This window comes from Neorhizobium sp. AL 9.2.2, assembly GCF_013317225.1.
Taxonomy (GTDB): domain Bacteria; phylum Pseudomonadota; class Alphaproteobacteria; order Rhizobiales; family Rhizobiaceae; genus Neorhizobium; species Neorhizobium soli.
The window spans coordinates 898384-918001 of record NZ_JAALXU010000003.1 but is presented as its reverse complement, the minus strand read 5'-3'; the positions used below and the strand labels follow the sequence as shown (position 1 = coordinate 918001).

Genomic DNA, 19618 nt, shown 5'->3' with positions numbered 1-19618 from the left:
CATGCGTTTGCCAAGGGCAATTCACAGGCTGCGTTATTTTTAAGCGACGTGCTGGAATTAAGGCTTTTGGTCCTATAGTTCTGCGGCTGTCAACCTCCCACCAATTTCCGAGGGCTCATGGACGGCGAGATCTTCAAGATAGGCATCGTCATCGTGGCTGCTGGCCGCGGAGAGCGTGCGGGCGCGCCGGGAGACGGGCCGAAACAATATCGCCGTATCGGTGGCCGGCCGGTCATTCATCATACGCTGCAGAAATTTCTGACCTGGCCAAAGAGCGGCCCGATCGTCGTGGTCATCCATCCAGAAGACGAGGCGCTCTACGCCGCCTCGACGGACGGACTTGGCGGAGCCGAGAACATCATTGTCACCTTCGGCGGCGACACAAGGCAGCGCTCCGTCTACGAGGGCCTGCGGGCGATTGCGGCAACGGAGGCGACCCACGTGATGATCCATGACGCGGCCCGCCCTTTCGTCGACCACGCACTGCTGGATCGCATTGCAGAGGGCTTTGCCGCGGGCAATGACGGAATCTTGCCGGCGATGGCGGTGACCGATACGCTGAAGCGTGGCGGATCGGACGGGCTGGTGCACGAAACGGTTTCGCGGGCGGGGCTCTATGCGGCCCAGACACCGCAGAGCTTCCGTCTCTCGGAAATCCGCACCGCGCATGAAAAGGCCGCAGCCCTTCGCCACGACGACTTCACCGACGATGCCTCGATCGCCGAATGGGCGGGCCTTGCCGTGACGATTGTGGAAGGCTCCGTCGACAATATCAAACTGACGCTGAAGCGGGATATCGATATGGCTGACGAAAAACTCACGCAGGGCAACCCTGCCCCACACTATCTGCCGGATGTTCGCACCGGCAATGGCTACGACGTCCACCAGCTCGTGCCGGGCGACGGCGTGACGCTGTGCGGGATCTTCATTCCGCACGATCAGAAACTGAGCGGCCATTCGGATGCCGACGTGGCGCTGCATGCCCTCACCGACGCGCTGCTCGCCACTTGCGGCGCCGGCGACATCGGCGACCACTTCCCGCCCTCCGATATGCAGTGGAAGGGCGCGGCCTCACGGATCTTTCTCGAACATGCTGCGAAGATCGTGCGCGAGCACGGCGGCACCATCATGAATGCCGATGTGTCGCTGATCGCGGAAGCCCCCAAGATCGGTCCGCATCGTCAGGAAATGCGCGAAAAGCTTGCCGAAATTCTCGGCATCTCGCTCGACCGCTGTTCGGTCAAGGCGACGACCAACGAGAAGATCGGCTTTGTCGGCCGTGGCGAGGGGATCGCAGCGATTGCCACAGCCACCGTGGTGTTCGGATCGGTGCGGGCATGAGCCTCTTTCCTGATGATATCGAGGCACAGGCCCGGCGCATCATCGAGACGTTTTCGGCGCGCAAGCTGATGGTCTCGACGGCGGAGTCCTGCACCGGCGGCCTGATCGCAGGCGCGCTGACCGAAATCGCCGGGTCGTCGGCGGTCGTCGATCGCGGCTTCGTCACTTATACCAATGACGCGAAGACAGACATGCTGGGAGTGCCCTCGTCGGTGCTTGCAACACACGGCGCCGTCTCAAGGGAAACTGCCCTGCTGATGGCAACTGGCGCCCTGTTCCGCTCCCGCGCCGGTCTCGCGGTTGCCGTAACAGGCATAGCAGGCCCCGGCGGCGGCTCGTCCGAAAAGCCAGTCGGGCTGGTCCATCTCGCAGCGCGCGGCCGGAACGGAAAGATCCTGCACCGGGAGATGCGCTATGGCGACATCGGCCGAACCGAGATCCGGATTGCGACCATCATCACAGCGTTGGACATGCTGCTCGAGGCGGCGGCCTGAACCTGACCCTAATCAGGCGTAGATCTTGTCCGCGCGCGCTTCGAACGCTTCAGCAAACATGCGGAAAGCGCGGTCGAACATCGAACCCATCAGCGCGCCGAGAATCATGCTCTTGAATTCATAGTCGATGAAGAAGGCAACGGTGCAACCGTCGGAACCGTCCGTCGCCGGCTCGAACCGCCAGCGGTTATCGAGATACTTGAACGGACCTTCGATATATTTGACATCGATCGCCTGCTCCGCCGGATGCAGCAGGACCTGGGTCGTAAAAGTTTCACGGATCGCCTTGTAGCCGACGGTCATGTCGGCAAGCAGCAACTCCTTGCCATCACGTTCCTTGCGGGAACGGATCGACAGCGCTTCACAAAGCGGCAGGAATTCCGGATATTTCTCGATGTCGGCGACCAGCGCGTACATCTTCTCGGGACTATGCTTGACGGGGCGGCGTATTTCGAACTTGGGCATGTCGTGGAGTTAATCGCGCACAGGCAGAAGATCAAGAAGCTGACGCATGTGTCGGTGCGATTTCAACATCAGGCGCGCCCAAATCCTGCGCTCTCGCTGTCGTCCAAAAAAATGGCCCTGCCCTCTGGCGGGTTGTTGCTTCAAGGCATATCTGGGACGTCGCCGCTCGGCTCGATAACGGGACGCCCGAAGATTAAATAATTTTAATGTCTCAGCAATGAAGTTGTAATGATCCGCGGGATCAATCCTGCGTATAACGCTTCACGGGAGATGACTGGCTTTTACCTGTCGGAAAGACGCATTCCATGGATGACTTCACACAAATGATCAAGCTGCTCGAATCCGCCAAGCAACTGGCCGATATGAACCAGCTCCCCATGCTCGCCTATTTTGTGGAAATGGCGAAAGCCGAGACACGCGGACATCGTACGACGCTGCGCGAGCGCCGCCGCGGGCAGGACAAGAACCAGGATAAGATCGAGAAGGTTCAAGCGGCCGAGTGATCGGCCGCCAGACCGCAGAAGTGCGGATTACACCGCTGCTGCGAGCAGCTTGCGGGCGCGATTGGCGCGCAGACGGGCGAAATCATCGCCTGCGTGATGCGACGATCGCGTCAGCGGGCTGGACGCCACCATCAGGAAGCCCTTCGTATAGGCCACAGTCTCGTAGGACTTGAACTCTTCCGGCGTCACGAAACTCATCACCGCATGATGCTTGCGGGTCGGCTGCAGATACTGGCCGATCGTCAGGAAGTCGACGTCGGCGGTCCGCAGGTCGTCCATCAGCTGCAGCACTTCGTTGCGCTCTTCGCCGAGGCCGACCATGATGCCCGACTTGGTAAACATCGTCGGATCCAGTTCCTTCACCCGCTGCAGCAGACGAACCGAGTGGAAATACCGCGCACCGGGGCGAACCGTCAGGTAGTTGCCAGGAACCGTCTCCATATTGTGGTTGAAGACGTCGGGCTTTGCCGCAACGACGCGCTCGAGAGCGCCCGGCTTCTTGAGGAAGTCCGGCGTCAGGATCTCGATCGTCGTCAACGGTGACGCTGCACGGATTGCCCAGATCACCTTTTCGAAATGCTCCGCACCGCCATCGGCCAGATCGTCACGATCGACCGAGGTGATGACGACGTGGCTGAGGCCCATCTCCTTGACGGCCTTTGCGACGTTTTCAGGCTCTGACAGGTCGAGCGCGTTCGGCTTTCCTGTCGAGACGTTGCAGAACGCGCAGGCGCGCGTGCAGATCTCGCCCATGATCATGAACGTGGCGTGCTTCTTGTCCCAGCACTCGCCGATGTTGGGGCAACCCGCTTCTTCACAAACAGTGACGAGCTTGTGCTCCTTCACGATCGAACGGGTTTCCTGATAGCCCTTGGAAACCGGCGCCTTGACACGGATCCATTCCGGCTTGCGCAACACTTCGGTATCGGGCCGATGCGCCTTTTCCGGATGGCGGACACGCTTCTCATCGCCCGTTGCCGGGGTGATGAGGTTTATCCTGTCGAGAATGGTGACCATAAATTACTGTCCTCAACCGCCTTGAATGCGGGTACCGTCAACGCCTGACGAGTTTTGCGACAAATAGCAAAATGCACGAGCCGACGAAACCCTGCACGAGGTAACCCAGCCAACCGCTGGCAACATGGATGTTGGCAGAATCGAAGATCGCATTGGCAATCACCGCGCCGACAATGCCGATCACGATATTCATGAAGATGCCGAAGCGCATATCCATCAGCTTGCCGGCAAGCCAGCCTGCCAGGCCTCCGATGATGATTGCTGCAAACCAGCCCACGCCCATGTCTTACTCCGTTCAAACCTCTTCAGCAGATATGGGCGGCGAGCCGCCCATATGCAATCGGCGCTGAAACCTAAGCGTTCAGGACGCGACCATAGGCGTCGAGCACGCTTTCCTTCATCGATTCCGAAATCGTGGGATGCGGGAAGATGGTGTGCATCAGGTCTTCTTCCGTCGTCTCGAGGTTCATCGCGACGACGAAACCCTGGATCAGTTCGGTCACTTCCGCCCCGACCATATGTGCACCGATGAGCTCGCCTGTCTTCTTGTCGAAGATCGTCTTGACCATGCCCTGGTCCTCGCCGAGGGCCACGGCCTTGCCATTGGCCGCAAACGAGAAGCGGCCGACGCGAATCTCGCGGCCCTGCTCCTTGGCTTTCGCTTCCGTCAGACCAACCGACGCGACCTGCGGATTGCAATAGGTGCAGCCCGGGATCTTGCTCTTGTCCATGGCGTGGACGTTGGGCAGGCCGGCGATCTTCTCGATGCAGACGACGGCTTCATGCTCGGCCTTGTGCGCCAGCAGCGGACCGCCTGCGACATCGCCGATCGCGTAGATACCCTCGACATTGGTCTTGCCGTAACCGTCGATGACGATAAAGCCGCGGTCGGTCTTCACGCCGACAGCCTCAAGGCCGATATTCTCGATATTGGCCTGCACGCCGACAGCCGAGATCATCCGGTCTGCGGTGATCTTCTCCGACGTGCCGTCCTTCTTCTCGATCGTGGCCGTGATCGAGTTTGCACCCTTCTCGACCTTCGAGACCTTGGCTTCGAGATGGATCTTGATGCCCTGCTTGTCGAACTGCTTCTTGGCGAAGGCCGAAATCTCGGCATCCTCGACCGGCATGACCTGGCTCATGATTTCGACCACGGTCACGTCGACGCCCATGGTGCGGTAGAACGACGCGAACTCGATGCCGATCGCGCCAGACCCCATGACGAGCAGCGACTTCGGCAGCTCTTCGGGCTTCATCGCTTCGAAATAGGTCCAGATCAGCTTGCCATCCGGCTCGATACCCGGCAGCGCACGCGGACGGGCGCCGGTGGCGACGATGACGTGCTTGGCGTTGTATGTGCCCTCGCCCAGCGTGTTCTTGGGCACCGGACCCTGCGGCTGGACGATCTCCTTGGTGATCTTGCCGACGACGATTTCGGCCATCTGCGAACCGGATGCCGGCTTGGTGACCTTGGCCTCGCCCCAGATGATATCGATCTTGTTCTTCTTGAACAGGAAGCCGACGCCGCTGTTCATGCGGTTGGCAATGCCGCGCGACCGCGCAACGACCGCCTTGACGTCAGGCGTGATCGTGCCTTCCAGCGTCAGGCCGTAATCCTTGGCATGCTGCGCGGTGTGCAGCACGTCAGCGGTTCGCAGCAGCGCCTTGGTCGGGATGCAGCCCCAGTTGGAGCAGATGCCAGCCAGATGCTCGCGCTCGACGACGGCAACCTTCATGCCCAGCTGGGATGCACGGATCGCGGCGATATAACCGCCCGGACCGGCGCCGATAACGATGAGATCGTAGGACTGAGCCATTGTTTCCTGCCTTTGTCTTTTTAAGTCTGTGTCTGCGGCGACCATCCATACGCGGCCTGCCGATGTGAATTCTTGGGTCAGATGCCGAGCATCATCCGGACGATCGGCTCAAGCCCACGACCGATGGCGCGGGTGTCTTCCGCCGTCAGGTGCACACCATCGAGCGGGCTGGTCTTTGCGACCGATCCTGCATCGAAGAAGCCGCACCCGAGCTCGTCGGCGAGATCGCGGTACAGCGAGGCCAGCATCGACGACTGCTCGATCCCGCCCTGGAACATCGCCGAAAAGATCGGATCTCCGGTCTCGCAAAGTGGTGGCGGCGAAACGATCAGCACGTCAGGTGCATCATAGTCGAACGACCATTCGTGGTGCCGGATCAAAGCGACCAGCCGCTGGATCCCGGCCCGCGCCGCATGCGCCGTGCCGGCGATCACTGGCTTCATGTCGTTGGTGCCGAGCATGATGACGACCAGATCAAGCGGCATGTGGGTGTGGAGGACGGTCGGAAAATTTCTGACGCCGTTGCGATCGCAATCGGCGAGGTTATCATCATAGCCTGTCGTGCGCCCGTTCAGGCCCTCGGCAATCACCGTGACCTCGTCTCCGAGTGCGGCGCCGAGCACGCTCGTCCAGCGATCCTCGAACGCGTGACGGCCGGGACCGATGGGGTCATATCCCCAGGTGAGACTGTCGCCGAAGCAGAGAACGGTTTTCATAGTCATGTCTCTCTTTCCCCGCCCCCTTGTGGGGAGGGGCCAGGGGTGGGGGTGGCCGTTGCCGCCGCGATCAGTTTCAGCACCCAGGGCACATCCAACATCACGTCACTGTTCGAGAAGCGCAGCACGCGAAAGTTCTGACCCTCAAGATAGGAATTCCGGTCAGCATCGCGAAGACGTTGATCCCGATCATCGTGAATTTTTCCATCAACTTCGATGATCAATCGCCGCCCCAGACAGACAAAATCCGCAACATAAGGACCAATCGCCATCTGCCGGCGAAAATGCGTTCCAGGTAACTTAGACATTTCGCCACGAAGCGCCGTCCAGAGACGGCGTTCCGCATCGGTCATCGCTTTTCGCAATCGCGAAGCATTCCGCGCAGCAGCGGGACGGGGTGGATTTGGCTTCTCTCGATTCCATGCCATGCAGCGCCTCCGCCGACAGACCAACCCCCACCCGTCCGCTGACGCGGACACCCTCCCCGCAAGGGGGAGGGAGATTTCTTAAACCAGCATGCCCATCGGGCTTTCGATGTAGCGCTTGAAGGCCGAGGCCAGCTCTGCGCCGAGCGCCCCGTCGATGACTCGGTGGTCGAAGGCAAAGGTTGCCGTCATCACAGTGCCGACTTCGAGTTTGCCGCCACGAACGATCGGCTTTTCGACACCGGCGCCAATGGAGACGATCGAGGCCTGCGGCAGGTTGATGATCGACGTGAAGTTGGAGACACCGAACATGCCGAGGTTTGACACCGACGTGGTGCCGCCCTGGTATTCTTCCGGCTTCAGCTTCTTGTCGCGGGCCCGCTTGGCAAGGTCCTTGACCTCGTTGGAGATGACCGAAAGCGTCTTCGTCTCGGCCTTGCGGACGATCGGAGTGATCAGACCATCCGGGATCGACACGGCGACGCCGACATCCGCATGCTTGTGCAGGACGCGGGCAGAAGACGTCCAGGAGGCGTTTGCCATGGGAACATCCCGCAGCGCCAGCGCCATCGCCTTGATGATGAAGTCATTGACGGAAAGCTTGAAGGCCGGAACCTCACCCTTTTCCGTCTTCTTCACCGGCGCGGACGCATTGATCTCGGCGCGCAGCTTGAGCATGGCATCGAGTTCGCAATCCATCGAAACGAAATACGACGGAACCGTCTGGGTCGACTCGGTCAGGCGCGAGGCAATCGTCTTGCGCATGCCGTCATGCGGCAGAAGCTCGTACGAGCCTTCCGCAAACAGCTTCATGATGTTGTCGTCCGACGGACCCTTTGCCATCGGCGCGGCTGCAGCCTGTGCGGCACCAGCCGTTGCCGAAGTCGCTTGAGACGGAGCAGACTTTGCACCACCGGAAGCGGCGGCCTTCTCGATATCGGCCTTGACGACACGCCCATGGGGACCGGTGCCGGTAACACCGGTGAGATCAAGACCGGCTTCCTTGGCCATACGACGGGCGAGCGGCGACGAAAACACACGCTTGCCGTCTTCTGCCTTCGGAGCAGGCGTCGACGGTGCCGGAGCGGCATCCGTCAGCGGCTTGTCGGAACTGGCTTCGGACTTCGGCGCTTCGGACGCCTTCTCCGCAGGAGCTGCTTCAGCCTTCGGAGCATCTGCCTTCGGGGCTTCAGCCTTCGGAGCCTCGCCGCCGGAAGCGGCAGCCGAAACATCTTCGCCGTCGACCGCAAGGATGGCGATCAGGGCGTTGACCTTGACGCCTTCGGTGCCGGCCGGAACCACCAGCTTGGCGACAACGCCTTCGTCGACGGCTTCGACTTCCATCGTCGCCTTGTCGGTCTCGATTTCGGCGATCACGTCGCCGGACTTGACCGTATCGCCTTCCTTGACCAGCCACTTGGCGAGGTTGCCCTCCTCCATGGTCGGCGACAGGGCAGGCATGGTGATGTTGATAGGCATGTTAATCCTCCGCCCACACAAGTTCAAACTGGGCAAGTTCGTCAGGATGTTCCGTCAGCCGGGTGACGTCCTCAGGCGTCACTTCGATGTAACCGGCAACGTCTTCAAGCCAGCCGTCTACGGCACCAATCACGCCAATCTCTTCGCGCGGGACACCGACGATCACCTCGGTGTCTTCGGTCTTGACCAAGGCCCAGAACACAATTCTTTCAAAGACCGGGTTGTTCTTGGTGCCGATCACTCGGAACCAAGAACCGGAAACCGGCAGAATCTGCTTCACAGAAGATTTCGGCATAACCGGATCCTTACTTGTAGCAGACGGTCTTAACCGCCTGAACGACTTCACCGACATTCGGCAGCGCCAGCTTTTCAAGGTTGGCGGCGTAAGGCATGGGCACGTCCTTGCCGGCGATCGTCAGGATCGGCGCATCGAGATAGTCGAAGGCCTGCTGCATCACGCGGGTGGCAATTTCGGTACCAACCGACGACTGCGGATAGCCTTCCTCGACGGTCACAAGACGACCGGTCTTCTTCACCGATTCGATCACGGTCGGCAGGTCCATCGGACGGATGGTGCGAAGATCGATCAGTTCGACATCGATGCCGTCCTTCTCGAGTTCGGCAACCGCCTTCGTGGCATAGGCCATGCCGATGCCAAAGGACACGACCGTCACGTCCTTGCCGGTCTTGTGGATACGCGCCTTGCCGATCGGCAGGACGAAATCGTCCAGCTTCGGCACTTCGAACTGCTGCCCGTAGAGGATCTCGTTTTCCAGGAAGATGACCGGGTTCGGATCGCGGACCGCAGCCTTCAGAAGACCCTTCGCATCGGCAGCCGTATAGGGCATGACGACCTTGAGGCCCGGGATCTGGCTGTACCAAGCGGCATAGTCCTGGCTGTGCTGTGCGCCAACGCGGGCAGCGGCGCCGTTCGGACCACGGAACACGATCGGCGCACCCATCTGGCCGCCGGACATGTAGAGCGTCTTGGCAGCCGAGTTGATGATGTGGTCGATCGCCTGCATGGCGAAGTTGAACGTCATGAACTCGACGATCGGCTTCAGGCCGGCCATTGCAGCACCGACGCCGACGCCGGCAAAGCCGTGTTCGGTGATCGGCGTATCGACGACGCGACGCGCGCCGAATTCCTGCAACAGGCCTTGCGTGATCTTGTAGGCGCCCTGGTATTCGGCGACTTCCTCACCCATCACGAACACATCGCCATCGCGACGCATTTCTTCGGCCATGGCATCGCGAAGCGCTTCGCGAACCGTGGTCATCACCATTTCGGTGCCGGCCGGAATGTCCGGATCGGCAGCAATTTCGATCTTCGGCTGGGCCGGAACCTTGGCGTCAGCAGGTGTCTCGTCCTTGGCTTCGCGGGCCTTGCCGCCGGCCGCATCGGAGGTCGCCGCCGGAGTGTCTGCATCGGCCTTCGGAGCATCCGCCTGGGGCGCGCTTTCCTGTGCAGGCTTGTCAGCCTTCATGTCGTCGGCGGTTTCGCCTTCGGCAAGCAGGATTGCGATCTTGGTGTTGACCTTGACGTTCTCGGTGCCGGCCTCGATCAGCAGCTTGCCGATCACGCCTTCATCCACAGCTTCCACTTCCATGGTCGCCTTGTCGGTCTCGATTTCGGCGATCACGTCGCCGGAGGTGACCTTGTCACCCTCTTTTTTCAGCCACTTGCTGAGCGTGCCTTCTTCCATCGTGGGAGAAAGCGCGGGCATCAGGATATCGATTGGCATTGAGGTTCCCTCCCCGCGATCAGAGCAGAATGTCGGTGTAGAGCTCGGATACATCCGGCTCCGGATCGTTCTGGGCAAAATCTGCAGAATCCGAGACCACGTCACGGATATCCTTGTCGATCGCCTTCAGTTCGTCCTCGGTCGCCCAGCCACCGTCGAGGATGCGCAGACGCACCTGTTCGATCGGATCCTGCTCGGAGCGCATCTTCTGCACTTCTTCCTTGGAGCGATACTTCGCCGGGTCGGACATCGAGTGACCACGGTAGCGGTAGGTCAGCATTTCGAGAATGATCGGACCCTTGCCGGAACGGCAGTGAGCGAGCGCCTCGTCGCCGGCGGCCTTGACGGCGCGCACATCCATGCCATCCACCTGGATGCCGGGAATGCCGAAGCCGGAGCCGCGCAGCGAATAGTTCGACTGCGCCGTCGCGCGGGCGGTCGATGTGCCCATCGCATAACGGTTGTTCTCGACGATGTAGACGATCGGGAGCTTCCAGAGAGCAGCCATGTTGAAGCTCTCGTAGACCTGACCCTGGTTGGCAGCGCCATCGCCGAAATAGGCGACCGATACGCTGTCATTGCCGCGATAGGCATTGGCGAAGGCAAGACCGGTGCCGAGAGACACCTGCGCGCCGACGATGCCGTGGCCGCCGTAGAACTGCTTTTCCTTGGAGAACATGTGCATCGAGCCGCCCTTCCCCTTGGAATAGCCGCCGCGACGCCCCGTCAGTTCCGCCATCACGCCACGGGCACTCATGCCGGTTGCCAGCATATGGCCGTGATCACGATAGGCGGTGATGACCTGATCGCCCTCTTTCTGCGCCATCTGCATGCCGACGACGACAGCTTCCTGGCCGATGTAGAGGTGACAGAAACCACCGATGAAGCCCATGCCGTAAAGCTGGCCGGCCTTTTCCTCGAAGCGGCGGATGAGCAGCATTTCGCGATACGCGTGCAGCTCGTCATCCTTGCCGAAGTCCGACATATTCTTGCCGGTAAAATCCTTTGAAACGTTCTGGGTTGCAGACTTTGCCGCCGTTTTGCGGCCGGACGTAGACGCGGTTTTAGCTTGCGCCATCGATCCCTCCCTGTGTGCTGCTCTTTATAAAGGGGACATCATGTCAAAATGACGCACCCTGGTTTCGGAGCGTAACATAGGGAAGAAAGCACGGACCAGCAATGCCATAATTGCATGGCTCACATCCAAATTAAATCACTGATATCGTTGCTGAATTGTGAAATTAACCAGCTTTTGGTTAATTTAGAAGTAGTTGTTGAAGATGACGATCTCGTCGCGCTTGGAGACGTTGAGCTGGTAGCGGGCGATCTCGTCGAGCATGTCCTTCTCGAGAGACCCGTCGCTCATCAGCTGGACCTGACGCTCCAACGCCTTGCGACCGTCGGTCAGCCTTGTCAGTTCGGCAACCCGCTCGATCCGCCGCTTCTCGAATTTCTCCGTCGCGATCAGCCCGAGTTCGCCATGCACGGAATGATATCCGAAATAGGAAACGAATGCGATCGTGATGGCAGGCAGGACGAAACGACCGAATTTTCTTTTCTTGTGATGCTTGGTCCACATGCTCACGAGACGCCTACCCATTACGCTAAACTGGATCAGGATCGATCCGAACTGCGAGAGAGAATCGCAGAACTTGCTTAAGCAATGGTTGACCGGGGAGCCTCGACCGGCGACTTCACCCGCTCGACGTCACCCAGAAATGCGAAAGGCCGGAGCTTTTGGCTCCGGCCTCCGTTTCAATCTGCAACAATCGCTTAGTTGACGGCCTTGTCAACCAGCTTGTTCTTGCCGATCCATGGCATCATGGCGCGAAGCTTGGTGCCGACTTCCTCGATCTGGTGCTTGTCGTTCATACGGCGGATGCCCTTGAAGCGGGCGCCACCGGCACGGTATTCCTGCATCCAGTCGGACGTGAACTTGCCAGTCTGGATATCGGTCAGAACCCGCTTCATCTCGGCCTTTGTCTCGGCGGTGATGATGCGCGGACCGGTGACGTATTCGCCCCACTCGGCCGTGTTGGAGATCGAGTAGTTCATGTTGGCGATACCGCCTTCATAGATCAGGTCGACGATCAGCTTCACTTCGTGCAGGCATTCGAAATAGGCCATCTCAGGCGCATATCCGCCTTCGACCAGCGTTTCGAAACCGGCGCGGATCAGTTCGACGAGACCGCCGCAGAGAACAGCCTGTTCGCCGAACAGATCGGTTTCGCACTCTTCCTTGAACGTGGTCTCGATAATGCCGGACCGGCCGCCGCCAACGCCACAAGCGTAGGAGAGAGCGATCTCAAGCGCATTGCCCGACGCGTTCTGGTCGATGGCAACGAGGCAAGGAACGCCGCCGCCCTTCTGATATTCGCCGCGAACCGTATGGCCTGGGCCCTTTGGTGCGATCATGACGACGTCGACGGAAGCCTTCGGCTCGATCAGGCCGAAATGGACGTTGAGGCCGTGGGCGAAAGCGATGGCAGCGCCGTCGCGAATGTTGCCGGCGATGTCGGCCTTGTAGATGTCTGCCTGCAGCTCGTCGGGAGCCGCCATCATCATCAGATCTGCCCAGGCGGCAGCTTCGGCAACGGTCATGACCTTAAAGCCATCGGCTTCGGCCTTCTTTACGGTCGGCGAATCGGCACGCAGGGCGATGACGACATTGCTGGCACCGCTGTCCTTCAGGTTCAGCGCGTGGGCGCGACCCTGCGAACCGTAACCGATGATGGCAACCTTCTTGGACTTGATGAGATTGAGATCAGCATCCCGATCGTAATAAACGCGCATCGTATGTTCCTTCCCTATGAACGTAACTGTTGTTGATGATTAGCGGGCCGCGGAGGTGCGTGACACCTCCAGCGGCTGTTTCTCGGTGCGATACAGCGACAGAAAGGCATCGATGGCTCTTTCCGCCTGGCGTGCAGTATCCTTCAGCCCGGGTTCGCCGAGCAGCATGCGGACATGCAGGTCGGAGACGATCAGGCCGTAAAGCGTATGATAGGCGGCATCCGCGTTGTCGAACCGCAGGAGCCCTACCCGTTTGCCCGCATCGATCAGCGCCATTGCGCGACGATCGATCTGGCGGCGGCCATGCTCGACCAGCAGCTTGCCGAGCTTGGATCCGTTCGGTCCGGCACCCGGTCCCGACTGGCCGATCGCCAGCCGGTTGAGCGCCAGCGACACATCGCCGGATAAAACCTCCAGCAGATCGCGTGCAAAAAGTTCGAGATGATCCCGCAAAAGCTCGGCACTCAGCCGCTCGCCGGACCGCTCGAACGTGCGGACCTTGGCGGCCTGATGCGCGATCATCGCCGCCAGCAGGCCTTCGCGGTCACCGAACCACTTGTAGAGGCTTTCCTTCGAGCAGCTTGCAGCCCGTGCAAGCCCGGATGTGGTGAGCGCCTTCTCACCGCCTTCGACGAGCAGACGCAGCGCCTGCTCCAGAACCTCGTTCTGGCGCGGCGAAAAGTCGGGCATGTCTGCGGTTTCGGTTCTCACGGCTCACCTCTGAAGTACCGTACGGTACGGTTCTGCCGGTATAAATGATTTCACATGCCCGTCAAGTGCTTCTGGCAGGTCATGCGAATAAGATGCGGGAAGAGTTTGGTCGGCCAAGCCGGGAGAGAACTCTCGCTAATCCGCGTCAGCCGGCGGACGGCTCACGCACTGCGCTGATGTCACGGCTCGGCGACATGCCGTAGAGACGGCCATATTCGCGGCTGAACTGGGACGGGCTCTGGTAACCGACGCGGTGGCCGGCATTGCCTGCATCCAGCCCGTCGACCAGCATCAACCGGCGCGCCTCGTGAAGGCGGAGATGCTTCTGGAACTGGACAGGCGTGAGAGCCGTCACGGCCTTAAAGTGATGGTGGAACGAGGACGGGCTCATTCCCACGTGATCCGACAGATCCTCGATCTTGAGCGGACGATGGAAATTTAATCGCAACCAACTGACGGCGCGTGCGATTCTGGAACTCTGCGTTTCCGACATGGCCATATGGACAAGCCTTGGCCCATCGGGCGAGGTCAGCAGGCGGTAGAAGATCTCCTGTTCGATAAGCGGCACCATCGCAGCGATATCGGATGGCGTATCGAGCAACCGCACCAGTCTGGTTGTCGCATCGATCAGATCAGGCGACGCATGGTTGACCGTCAGCCCGCGGTATCCCTCGCTTGCCAGAGAGTCTGGCTGGAAGTTGATACGGTCGAACAATTCGTGCAGCCGCTCCATCTTCAGATCGAGGCAGAGGCAGTAGTAGGGAATATCGCCGCTGGCCTCCACCACCCAGGACGCGACGGGCAGATCGAGTGATGTCAGAAGATACTGACCAACGCCATAGCGATACGTCTCACGGCCAAGCGTCAGGCTCTTGGAGCCCTGTAGGACCAGCGTGTAACTGGGAGAATAGGCCGTATGAAGCGGCGCTGTTGGAGCCGAACATCGGTGCAGCCGCAACCCTTCGATCGCAGTCGTGCCATCATTGCCTTCGACTGCATGCCGGGCAGCGAGTGCCGTCAGTTCCTGATAGGGCATGAAGGAAATTGTCATGAAGTCTTACCACCGTCGCGCGTTCCGGCACTGACATGGCAAATCCATATCAGGCACAAGACAGAGGTAGTATCCGAAAACGGAATTTGTAGGATCGTGCAAGAAGCTTGCAGGATCGATCTAACGCTTGTGACGACGGATCGGCATAGTCCGGCAGTTGATTTCAACTGAAAATGAATGGAGTTTTCCATGGCTATTGCACGAGGCTATGCCGCGACCGACGCCACCAAGCCGCTCACACCGTTTACCTTCGAGCGCCGCGAGCCGAACGAAGATGACGTGGTGATCGATATCAAATTTGCCGGCATCTGCCATTCCGACATCCATACCGTCCGCAACGAATGGAAGAACGCCGTCTACCCGATCGTTCCCGGTCACGAGATCGCCGGCATCGTTACCGCCGTCGGTTCGGCCGTCACCAAATTCAAGGTCGGCGACCGCGTCGGCGTCGGCTGCTTCGTCGATAGCTGCGTCGGCTGCGCAGCGCGTGATGTCGACAACGAGCAGTATATGCCAGGCCTCGTCCAGACCTATAACGACGTGGATACGTTGAACGGCAATGCGGCCACCCAGGGCGGCTATTCCGATCACATCGTCGTCAAGGAAGGCTATGTCCTGTCGATCCCGGACAATCTTCCGCTCGACGCTGCCGCTCCGCTGCTGTGCGCCGGTATCACGCTCTATTCGCCGCTCCACCATTGGCAGGCTGGCCCTGGCAAGAAGGTCGCGATCGTCGGCATGGGCGGTCTCGGCCATATGGGTGTCAAGATCGGTTCCGCGATGGGCGCTGATATCACCGTCCTCTCGCAGGGCCTTTCCAAGAAGGAAGACGGCCTGAAGCTCGGCGCCAAGGAATATTACGCGACGAGCGACGCGGAAACCTTCACCAAGCTTGCCGGCACATTCGATCTGATCATCTGCACGGCAGGCGTGGCGATCGACTGGAACGCCTATCTCGGCCTGCTCAAGGTCAACGGCTCGATGGTCATTGTCGGTGCACCGGAGCATGCGATCCCGGTTCATGCCTTCTCGCTGATCCCGGGCCGCAAGAGCCTGTCGGGTTCGATGATCGGCTCGATCAAGGAAACCCAGGACATGCTGGATTTCTGCGGCAAGCACGACATCGTTTCGGAAATCGAGATGATCAAGATCCAGGATGTCAACGAAGCCTATGAGCGCGTGCTGAAGAGCGACGTGCGCTACCGCTTCGTCATCGACATGGCATCGCTCGACGCCTGATCCGTTTGGTAGAGTGGAATGACAAGGGCGGTCTTCGGGCCGCCCTTTGTGTTAGCGAAGATCGCTCGCGTCGAACTTCGACCGTGCCGCCCTGACGTTGGCGTGGTTGCTTGCCGCCCACGCAAGCACTGCCGAGAGTGGTTCAAACAGCGAGTAGCCTAGCGGCGTCATCCGGTATTCGACGCTTGGCGGCTTGGTCGGAAACACCTGCCGATCGATGTAACCGTCGCGCTGCAGATCCCGCAGCGTCTGCGTCAGCATCCGCTGGGAAATATCGGGCACAAGCCGCCGCAGCTCGCCGAACCGGTACGGCTTTTCCGAAAGCGCCTGAAGAATGAGCGTCGACCACTTGCCTGCGATCTGGTTCATCACGTCCCGGACCGGACAGTTCCCGGCATCCCAGGTCGAGGTGTCACAGGGTCGCTCAGCCAGCGTCGGCTTGCGTGCGGTAACGGCCATCGCGGTGGTTCCCTTTTGGTAACGATCTCCCTCAAACCTGCCTCCTTTACAGGAGACCGTCAATTCCTATTCTAGTGCTGGTCTCTTTTTGAGACTTATAGAGATAGGAAACGCAGGATGACCAAACTTCTCATCACCGGTGCCGCCGGTCAGCTCGGCCGCGCCGTTCTTCATCACCTCCTGGAGACATCGAAGGTTTCCGCAGGCGATATCGTTGCCGCAAGCCGCGATCCGTCCAAACTGTCGGAGCTTGCGGCCAAGGGTATCGAAACCCGCAAGGCGGATTTCACCGACGAAGCCGGGCTGGTAGAGGCGTTCAAAGGGATCGATCGCGTATTGATCATCTCGACCGATGATCTCGCCACGCCGGGCGGTCGCCTCAAGCAGCACAAGGCTGCCGTTGCCGCTGCTGAAAAGGCCGGCGTCAAGCACCTCATCTACACATCGATGCCGAACCCGGACAGATCGCTGGTGAGCTTCGCGCCGGATCATCTCGGCACCGAGGAGGCCATCAAGGCGACGGGGCTGTCCTACACGATCCTGCGCAACGCCTGGTACGGCGACAATTATCTGATGTCGATGCCGCATAACCTCGCGACCGGCACCTGGTACACGGCCATGGGCGACGGCAAGCTTTCCAACATCTCACGCGATGACTGCGCCCGCGCCGCCGCAGCAGCGCTCGCCAATCCCCCGGCCGGCAACAGGACGGTGACATTGACGGGCTCGGAAAGCCTCGGCGCGGACGACATCGCAGCACTGGTTTCGAAGGTCACAGGCAAGACGCTTGCGGTCGTCAAGGTCACCGAGGAGCAACTTGCGGGCGGAATGGCCAATGCGGGGCTTCCCGACTTCCTGATCAAGATGCTCGTATCCGCCGATGCCAATATCAGGGCGGGCAACTTCGATCTGGTGACCGACGATTACGAGACGCTGACGGGTGCAAAGCCCCAATCGCTTGCGTCCTATTTCGACAGCCGCAAGGCCGACCTCACCGCGTAAGACAACAGGCGACCTAGTTCCGGTATTTAGTTGACTCAGTCAACTAAATACCGGAACATCTATCCTCCTGAATGGGAGGATCATCATTTCTAAAGCAGAGACCTTCGAGGCAATCCGCGCCTTCAACCGCTTCTACACCAACAAGCTCGGCGTGCTTTCAAAGGGATACCTCGATACCGACCACACGCTGACGGAAGCGCGTATCCTCTACGAGATCGGTGCGCGCCAAAGGATTTCGGCCACCGAGCTCAACCGTGAACTCGGGCTCGATCCTGCCTATCTCAGCCGCATCCTGAAGAAATTCCGCGAAGCAGGCTTTCTCGAGAGCGAACCCGACCCGTTGGACCGGCGCAGTCAAATCCTGACGATTACCGCGCCGGGGAAAGCGGAATACGAAATGCTCGGCACGCGATCGAGAGCGCAGATCGCCCGCGAGCTTTCCGGCGTCAGCGACGGTGATCGAGACAGATTGGTCACCGCGATGGCTACCATCCACGGCATCCTGGCAACCACAGAGCGCTCCACGGCACCGGTCGTGATCCGTGAACACCGAACCGGCGACATGGGCTGGCTGATTGAGGCGCAGGCGGTTGCCTATACGCGGGAATACGGGTGGAACGACCGGTTCGAAGGTCTCGTCGCCGAGGTGGCGGGACGGTTCATCCAGAACTTCAATCCGGACAGGGAGCGGTGCTGGATTGCCGAAAGAGACGGACAGCGCATAGGCTCGGTTCTGGTCGCTGACGCTGGCGAAAACATCGCCAAGCTGCGCGTCCTTTATGTCGATCCTGCAGGCCGTGGCCTCGGCCTTGGCAGGACCCTTGTCGAGCACTGCATCGCCTTCGCGAAGGCGGCAGGCTATGCCAAGCTGTCGCTGTGGACCAATGACGTGCTGAAGGCTGCCCTCCACATCTACGAGGCCACCGGCTTCACGCTTGTCGCCGAGGAGAGACACGCGATGTTCGGCCCGGAATGCATTGGCCAGACCTGGGAACTCGATCTGACGAACGCTCAATGCACCGATGTCTGAGATCGTGCTGAATCCCTGGATCACGCCCGAGGATCCATACCCCGCCAGGCGATCAGGACTCGTCCTTCAGCGTTTCCTTCTGGGTGATCAGCCGCGCGCTATGCTGGCCGGACAGATAAATCCACAGCCAGCTCCAGGCAACGGCGGCGCGTGATCTCGTGCCGATCAGGAAGTAGATATGGGCAAGCCCCCAGATCCACCAGGCAAGTCCGCCGGTCAGCTTGAACTTGCCGAAATCAATCACCGCCGCACGCTTGCCGATGGTTGCGAGACTGCCCTGGTGGCGATAGTGGAACGCCGCAGGCACAGGCTTGCCGGCGAGCCGCGTCTTGATCACCTTCGAGACGTACTCGCCCTGCTGCTTGGCGGCCGGCGCGATGCCGGGCACCGGCTTGCCGTCGTCCTGCGAGACCAGCGCGGTATCGCCGATGACAAAGATCTCGGGCTGCTCGGGGACTGACAGATCCGGACCGACGACGGCGCGCCCTGCCCGGTCCGCCGACGCGCCGATCCAACGCGCTGCGGGCGATGCCTGAACACCGGCTGCCCAGATCACCGTCTTGCAGGGAATGAACGCGTCGCCAACGGTGACGCCTTCCTCGGTGATCGCGGTGACGGGCTTGCCGGTATGAACCTCGACGCCGAGCTTTTCGAGCGCCGTCTTCGTGTAAGCCGACAGATCCTCGGTGAAAGCCGGCAGCACGCGTGGACCTGCCTCGATCAGCATCACCCGTGTGCGGGTCGTGTCGATCTTGCGGAATTCCTTTGGCAGCACCTTGTTCGCGAGTTCCGCGATCATGCCGGCCATTTCCACGCCTGTTGGACCGGCGCCGATGATCGCGAATGTCAGCTCGGAATCCAGCTCCGACGTCTTTTCCGCCATCTCTGCCCGCTCGAATGCGAGCAGGATGCGGCGGCGCAATGTCGTCGCATCCTCCAACGTCTTCAGGCCGGGCGCGACACTTTCCCATTCGTCGCGGCCGAAATAGGCGTGGCGTGCGCCGGTTGCAAGAACCAGCGTATCATAGGGCACCGTACGGCCGGACGCGAGCTTCACCGTCTTCGCACCCTTGTCGATTCCGAGAACCTCATCGAGCACCGTCGTGACATCGCGCCGATCGCGGAACAGCCTGCGGATCGGCCATGCTATTTCCGACGTGGCGAGCACCGTCGTCGCGACCTGATAGAGGAGCGGCTGGAACAGATGATGGTTGCGACGATCGATCAGCGTGATGTCGGCATCGGCACCTTTCAGCCCATGCACCGTTTGCAATCCCCCGAAACCTCCCCCGACGACGACAACTCTATGCTTGCTCACGATGGATGCTTCC

General features: G+C 60.2%; 22 protein-coding genes. 6 read left to right on the top strand and 16 right to left on the bottom strand.

Annotation, left to right across the window (positions count from 1 at the left end; translation table 11 throughout):
• Positions 1-117: 117 nt before the first annotated feature.
• Positions 118-1341: a bifunctional 2-C-methyl-D-erythritol 4-phosphate cytidylyltransferase/2-C-methyl-D-erythritol 2,4-cyclodiphosphate synthase gene (locus tag G6K99_RS11090; RefSeq protein ID WP_174196559.1), complete on the top strand. Its 1224-nt coding sequence runs from the start codon at positions 118-120 to the stop codon at positions 1339-1341.
• The gene (locus G6K99_RS11085; RefSeq protein ID WP_174196558.1) at positions 1338-1835 is read left to right on the top strand and encodes a CinA family protein; all 498 of its coding nucleotides are present in this window, start codon (positions 1338-1340) and stop codon (positions 1833-1835) included. Before G6K99_RS11090 ends, G6K99_RS11085 begins: the two co-directional genes overlap by 4 nt.
• 12 nt (positions 1836-1847) lie before the next feature.
• Here the strand turns inward: G6K99_RS11085 and G6K99_RS11080 are convergent, their stop codons facing one another.
• Positions 1848-2300, bottom strand: coding sequence for a type II toxin-antitoxin system RatA family toxin (locus G6K99_RS11080; protein WP_062456381.1), 453 nt, complete (start codon positions 2298-2300; stop codon positions 1848-1850).
• Between the two features lie 305 nt (positions 2301-2605).
• On the opposite strand from G6K99_RS11080, the gene G6K99_RS11075 reads away from it, so the two are divergent.
• Positions 2606-2803, top strand: a complete 198-nt coding sequence (locus G6K99_RS11075) for a hypothetical protein (RefSeq protein WP_062456378.1) — start codon at positions 2606-2608, stop codon at positions 2801-2803.
• A 27-nt stretch (positions 2804-2830) separates the two neighbouring features.
• Here G6K99_RS11075 and lipA read toward each other — a convergent pair whose 3' ends face one another.
• From lipA to G6K99_RS11010, 13 genes are all read right to left on the bottom strand, one after another.
• Positions 2831-3820 carry a lipoyl synthase gene (gene lipA / locus G6K99_RS11070; protein ID WP_062580989.1) on the bottom strand — a complete coding sequence of 330 codons (990 nt, stop codon included), beginning with the start codon at positions 3818-3820 and terminating at the stop codon, positions 2831-2833.
• 37 nt (positions 3821-3857) lie between these two features.
• Positions 3858-4103: a GlsB/YeaQ/YmgE family stress response membrane protein gene (locus G6K99_RS11065; RefSeq protein WP_113167569.1), complete on the bottom strand. Its 246-nt coding sequence runs from the start codon at positions 4101-4103 to the stop codon at positions 3858-3860.
• Between the two features lie 70 nt (positions 4104-4173).
• Positions 4174-5637 carry a dihydrolipoyl dehydrogenase gene (lpdA, locus tag G6K99_RS11060; RefSeq protein ID WP_062580991.1) on the bottom strand — a complete coding sequence of 488 codons (1464 nt, stop codon included), beginning with the start codon at positions 5635-5637 and terminating at the stop codon, positions 4174-4176.
• Positions 5638-5714: 77 nt separating this feature from the next.
• Positions 5715-6353: an SGNH/GDSL hydrolase family protein gene (locus G6K99_RS11055; protein WP_062580993.1), complete on the bottom strand. Its 639-nt coding sequence runs from the start codon at positions 6351-6353 to the stop codon at positions 5715-5717.
• Positions 6354-6355: 2 nt separating this feature from the next.
• Complete coding sequence (locus G6K99_RS11050; protein ID WP_174196557.1) at positions 6356-6781, bottom strand: endonuclease domain-containing protein; 426 nt, start codon at positions 6779-6781, stop codon at positions 6356-6358.
• A 78-nt stretch (positions 6782-6859) separates the two neighbouring features.
• On the bottom strand, positions 6860-8257 hold the full coding sequence (locus G6K99_RS11045; RefSeq protein ID WP_174196556.1) for a pyruvate dehydrogenase complex dihydrolipoamide acetyltransferase: 1398 nt from the start codon (positions 8255-8257) through the stop codon (positions 6860-6862).
• 1 nt (position 8258) lies between these two features.
• The gene (locus G6K99_RS11040; RefSeq protein ID WP_162728313.1) at positions 8259-8537 is read right to left on the bottom strand and encodes a hypothetical protein; all 279 of its coding nucleotides are present in this window, start codon (positions 8535-8537) and stop codon (positions 8259-8261) included.
• A gap of 25 nt (positions 8538-8562) precedes the next feature.
• The gene (locus G6K99_RS11035; protein ID WP_174196555.1) at positions 8563-10002 is read right to left on the bottom strand and encodes a pyruvate dehydrogenase complex E1 component subunit beta; all 1440 of its coding nucleotides are present in this window, start codon (positions 10000-10002) and stop codon (positions 8563-8565) included.
• Between the two features lie 19 nt (positions 10003-10021).
• Entirely contained in the window at positions 10022-11080 is a 1059-nt protein-coding gene (pdhA, locus tag G6K99_RS11030) for a pyruvate dehydrogenase (acetyl-transferring) E1 component subunit alpha (protein ID WP_062456352.1), read from the bottom strand.
• 183 nt (positions 11081-11263) lie between these two features.
• Complete coding sequence (locus G6K99_RS11025) at positions 11264-11581, bottom strand: septum formation initiator family protein (RefSeq protein WP_062581006.1); 318 nt, start codon at positions 11579-11581, stop codon at positions 11264-11266.
• A gap of 194 nt (positions 11582-11775) precedes the next feature.
• A complete protein-coding gene (gene ilvC / locus G6K99_RS11020) occupies positions 11776-12795 on the bottom strand; it encodes a ketol-acid reductoisomerase (protein ID WP_062456348.1) in 1020 nt (339 codons plus the stop codon).
• A 39-nt stretch (positions 12796-12834) separates the two neighbouring features.
• Positions 12835-13485: a TetR/AcrR family transcriptional regulator gene (locus tag G6K99_RS11015; protein ID WP_062581008.1), complete on the bottom strand. Its 651-nt coding sequence runs from the start codon at positions 13483-13485 to the stop codon at positions 12835-12837.
• Positions 13486-13651: 166 nt separating this feature from the next.
• Positions 13652-14557, bottom strand: a complete 906-nt coding sequence (locus tag G6K99_RS11010) for an AraC family transcriptional regulator (protein ID WP_113165430.1) — start codon at positions 14555-14557, stop codon at positions 13652-13654.
• Between the two features lie 189 nt (positions 14558-14746).
• Between G6K99_RS11010 and G6K99_RS11005 the strand changes: the two genes are divergently transcribed.
• Entirely contained in the window at positions 14747-15796 is a 1050-nt protein-coding gene (locus G6K99_RS11005) for an NAD(P)-dependent alcohol dehydrogenase (protein ID WP_062457989.1), read from the top strand.
• Between the two features lie 51 nt (positions 15797-15847).
• On the opposite strand, the gene G6K99_RS11000 is transcribed toward G6K99_RS11005, so the two are convergent.
• A complete protein-coding gene (locus tag G6K99_RS11000) occupies positions 15848-16255 on the bottom strand; it encodes a helix-turn-helix domain-containing protein (RefSeq protein ID WP_174196554.1) in 408 nt (135 codons plus the stop codon).
• Positions 16256-16372: 117 nt separating this feature from the next.
• Between G6K99_RS11000 and G6K99_RS10995 the strand changes: the two genes are divergently transcribed.
• Complete coding sequence (locus tag G6K99_RS10995) at positions 16373-17257, top strand: SDR family oxidoreductase (RefSeq protein ID WP_174196553.1); 885 nt, start codon at positions 16373-16375, stop codon at positions 17255-17257.
• A gap of 85 nt (positions 17258-17342) precedes the next feature.
• Positions 17343-18287, top strand: coding sequence for a GNAT family N-acetyltransferase (locus G6K99_RS10990; protein WP_371816183.1), 945 nt, complete (start codon positions 17343-17345; stop codon positions 18285-18287).
• A 52-nt stretch (positions 18288-18339) separates the two neighbouring features.
• On the opposite strand, the gene G6K99_RS10985 is transcribed toward G6K99_RS10990, so the two are convergent.
• Complete coding sequence (locus tag G6K99_RS10985) at positions 18340-19605, bottom strand: FAD-dependent oxidoreductase (RefSeq protein ID WP_174196552.1); 1266 nt, start codon at positions 19603-19605, stop codon at positions 18340-18342.
• Positions 19606-19618 lie beyond the last annotated feature (13 nt).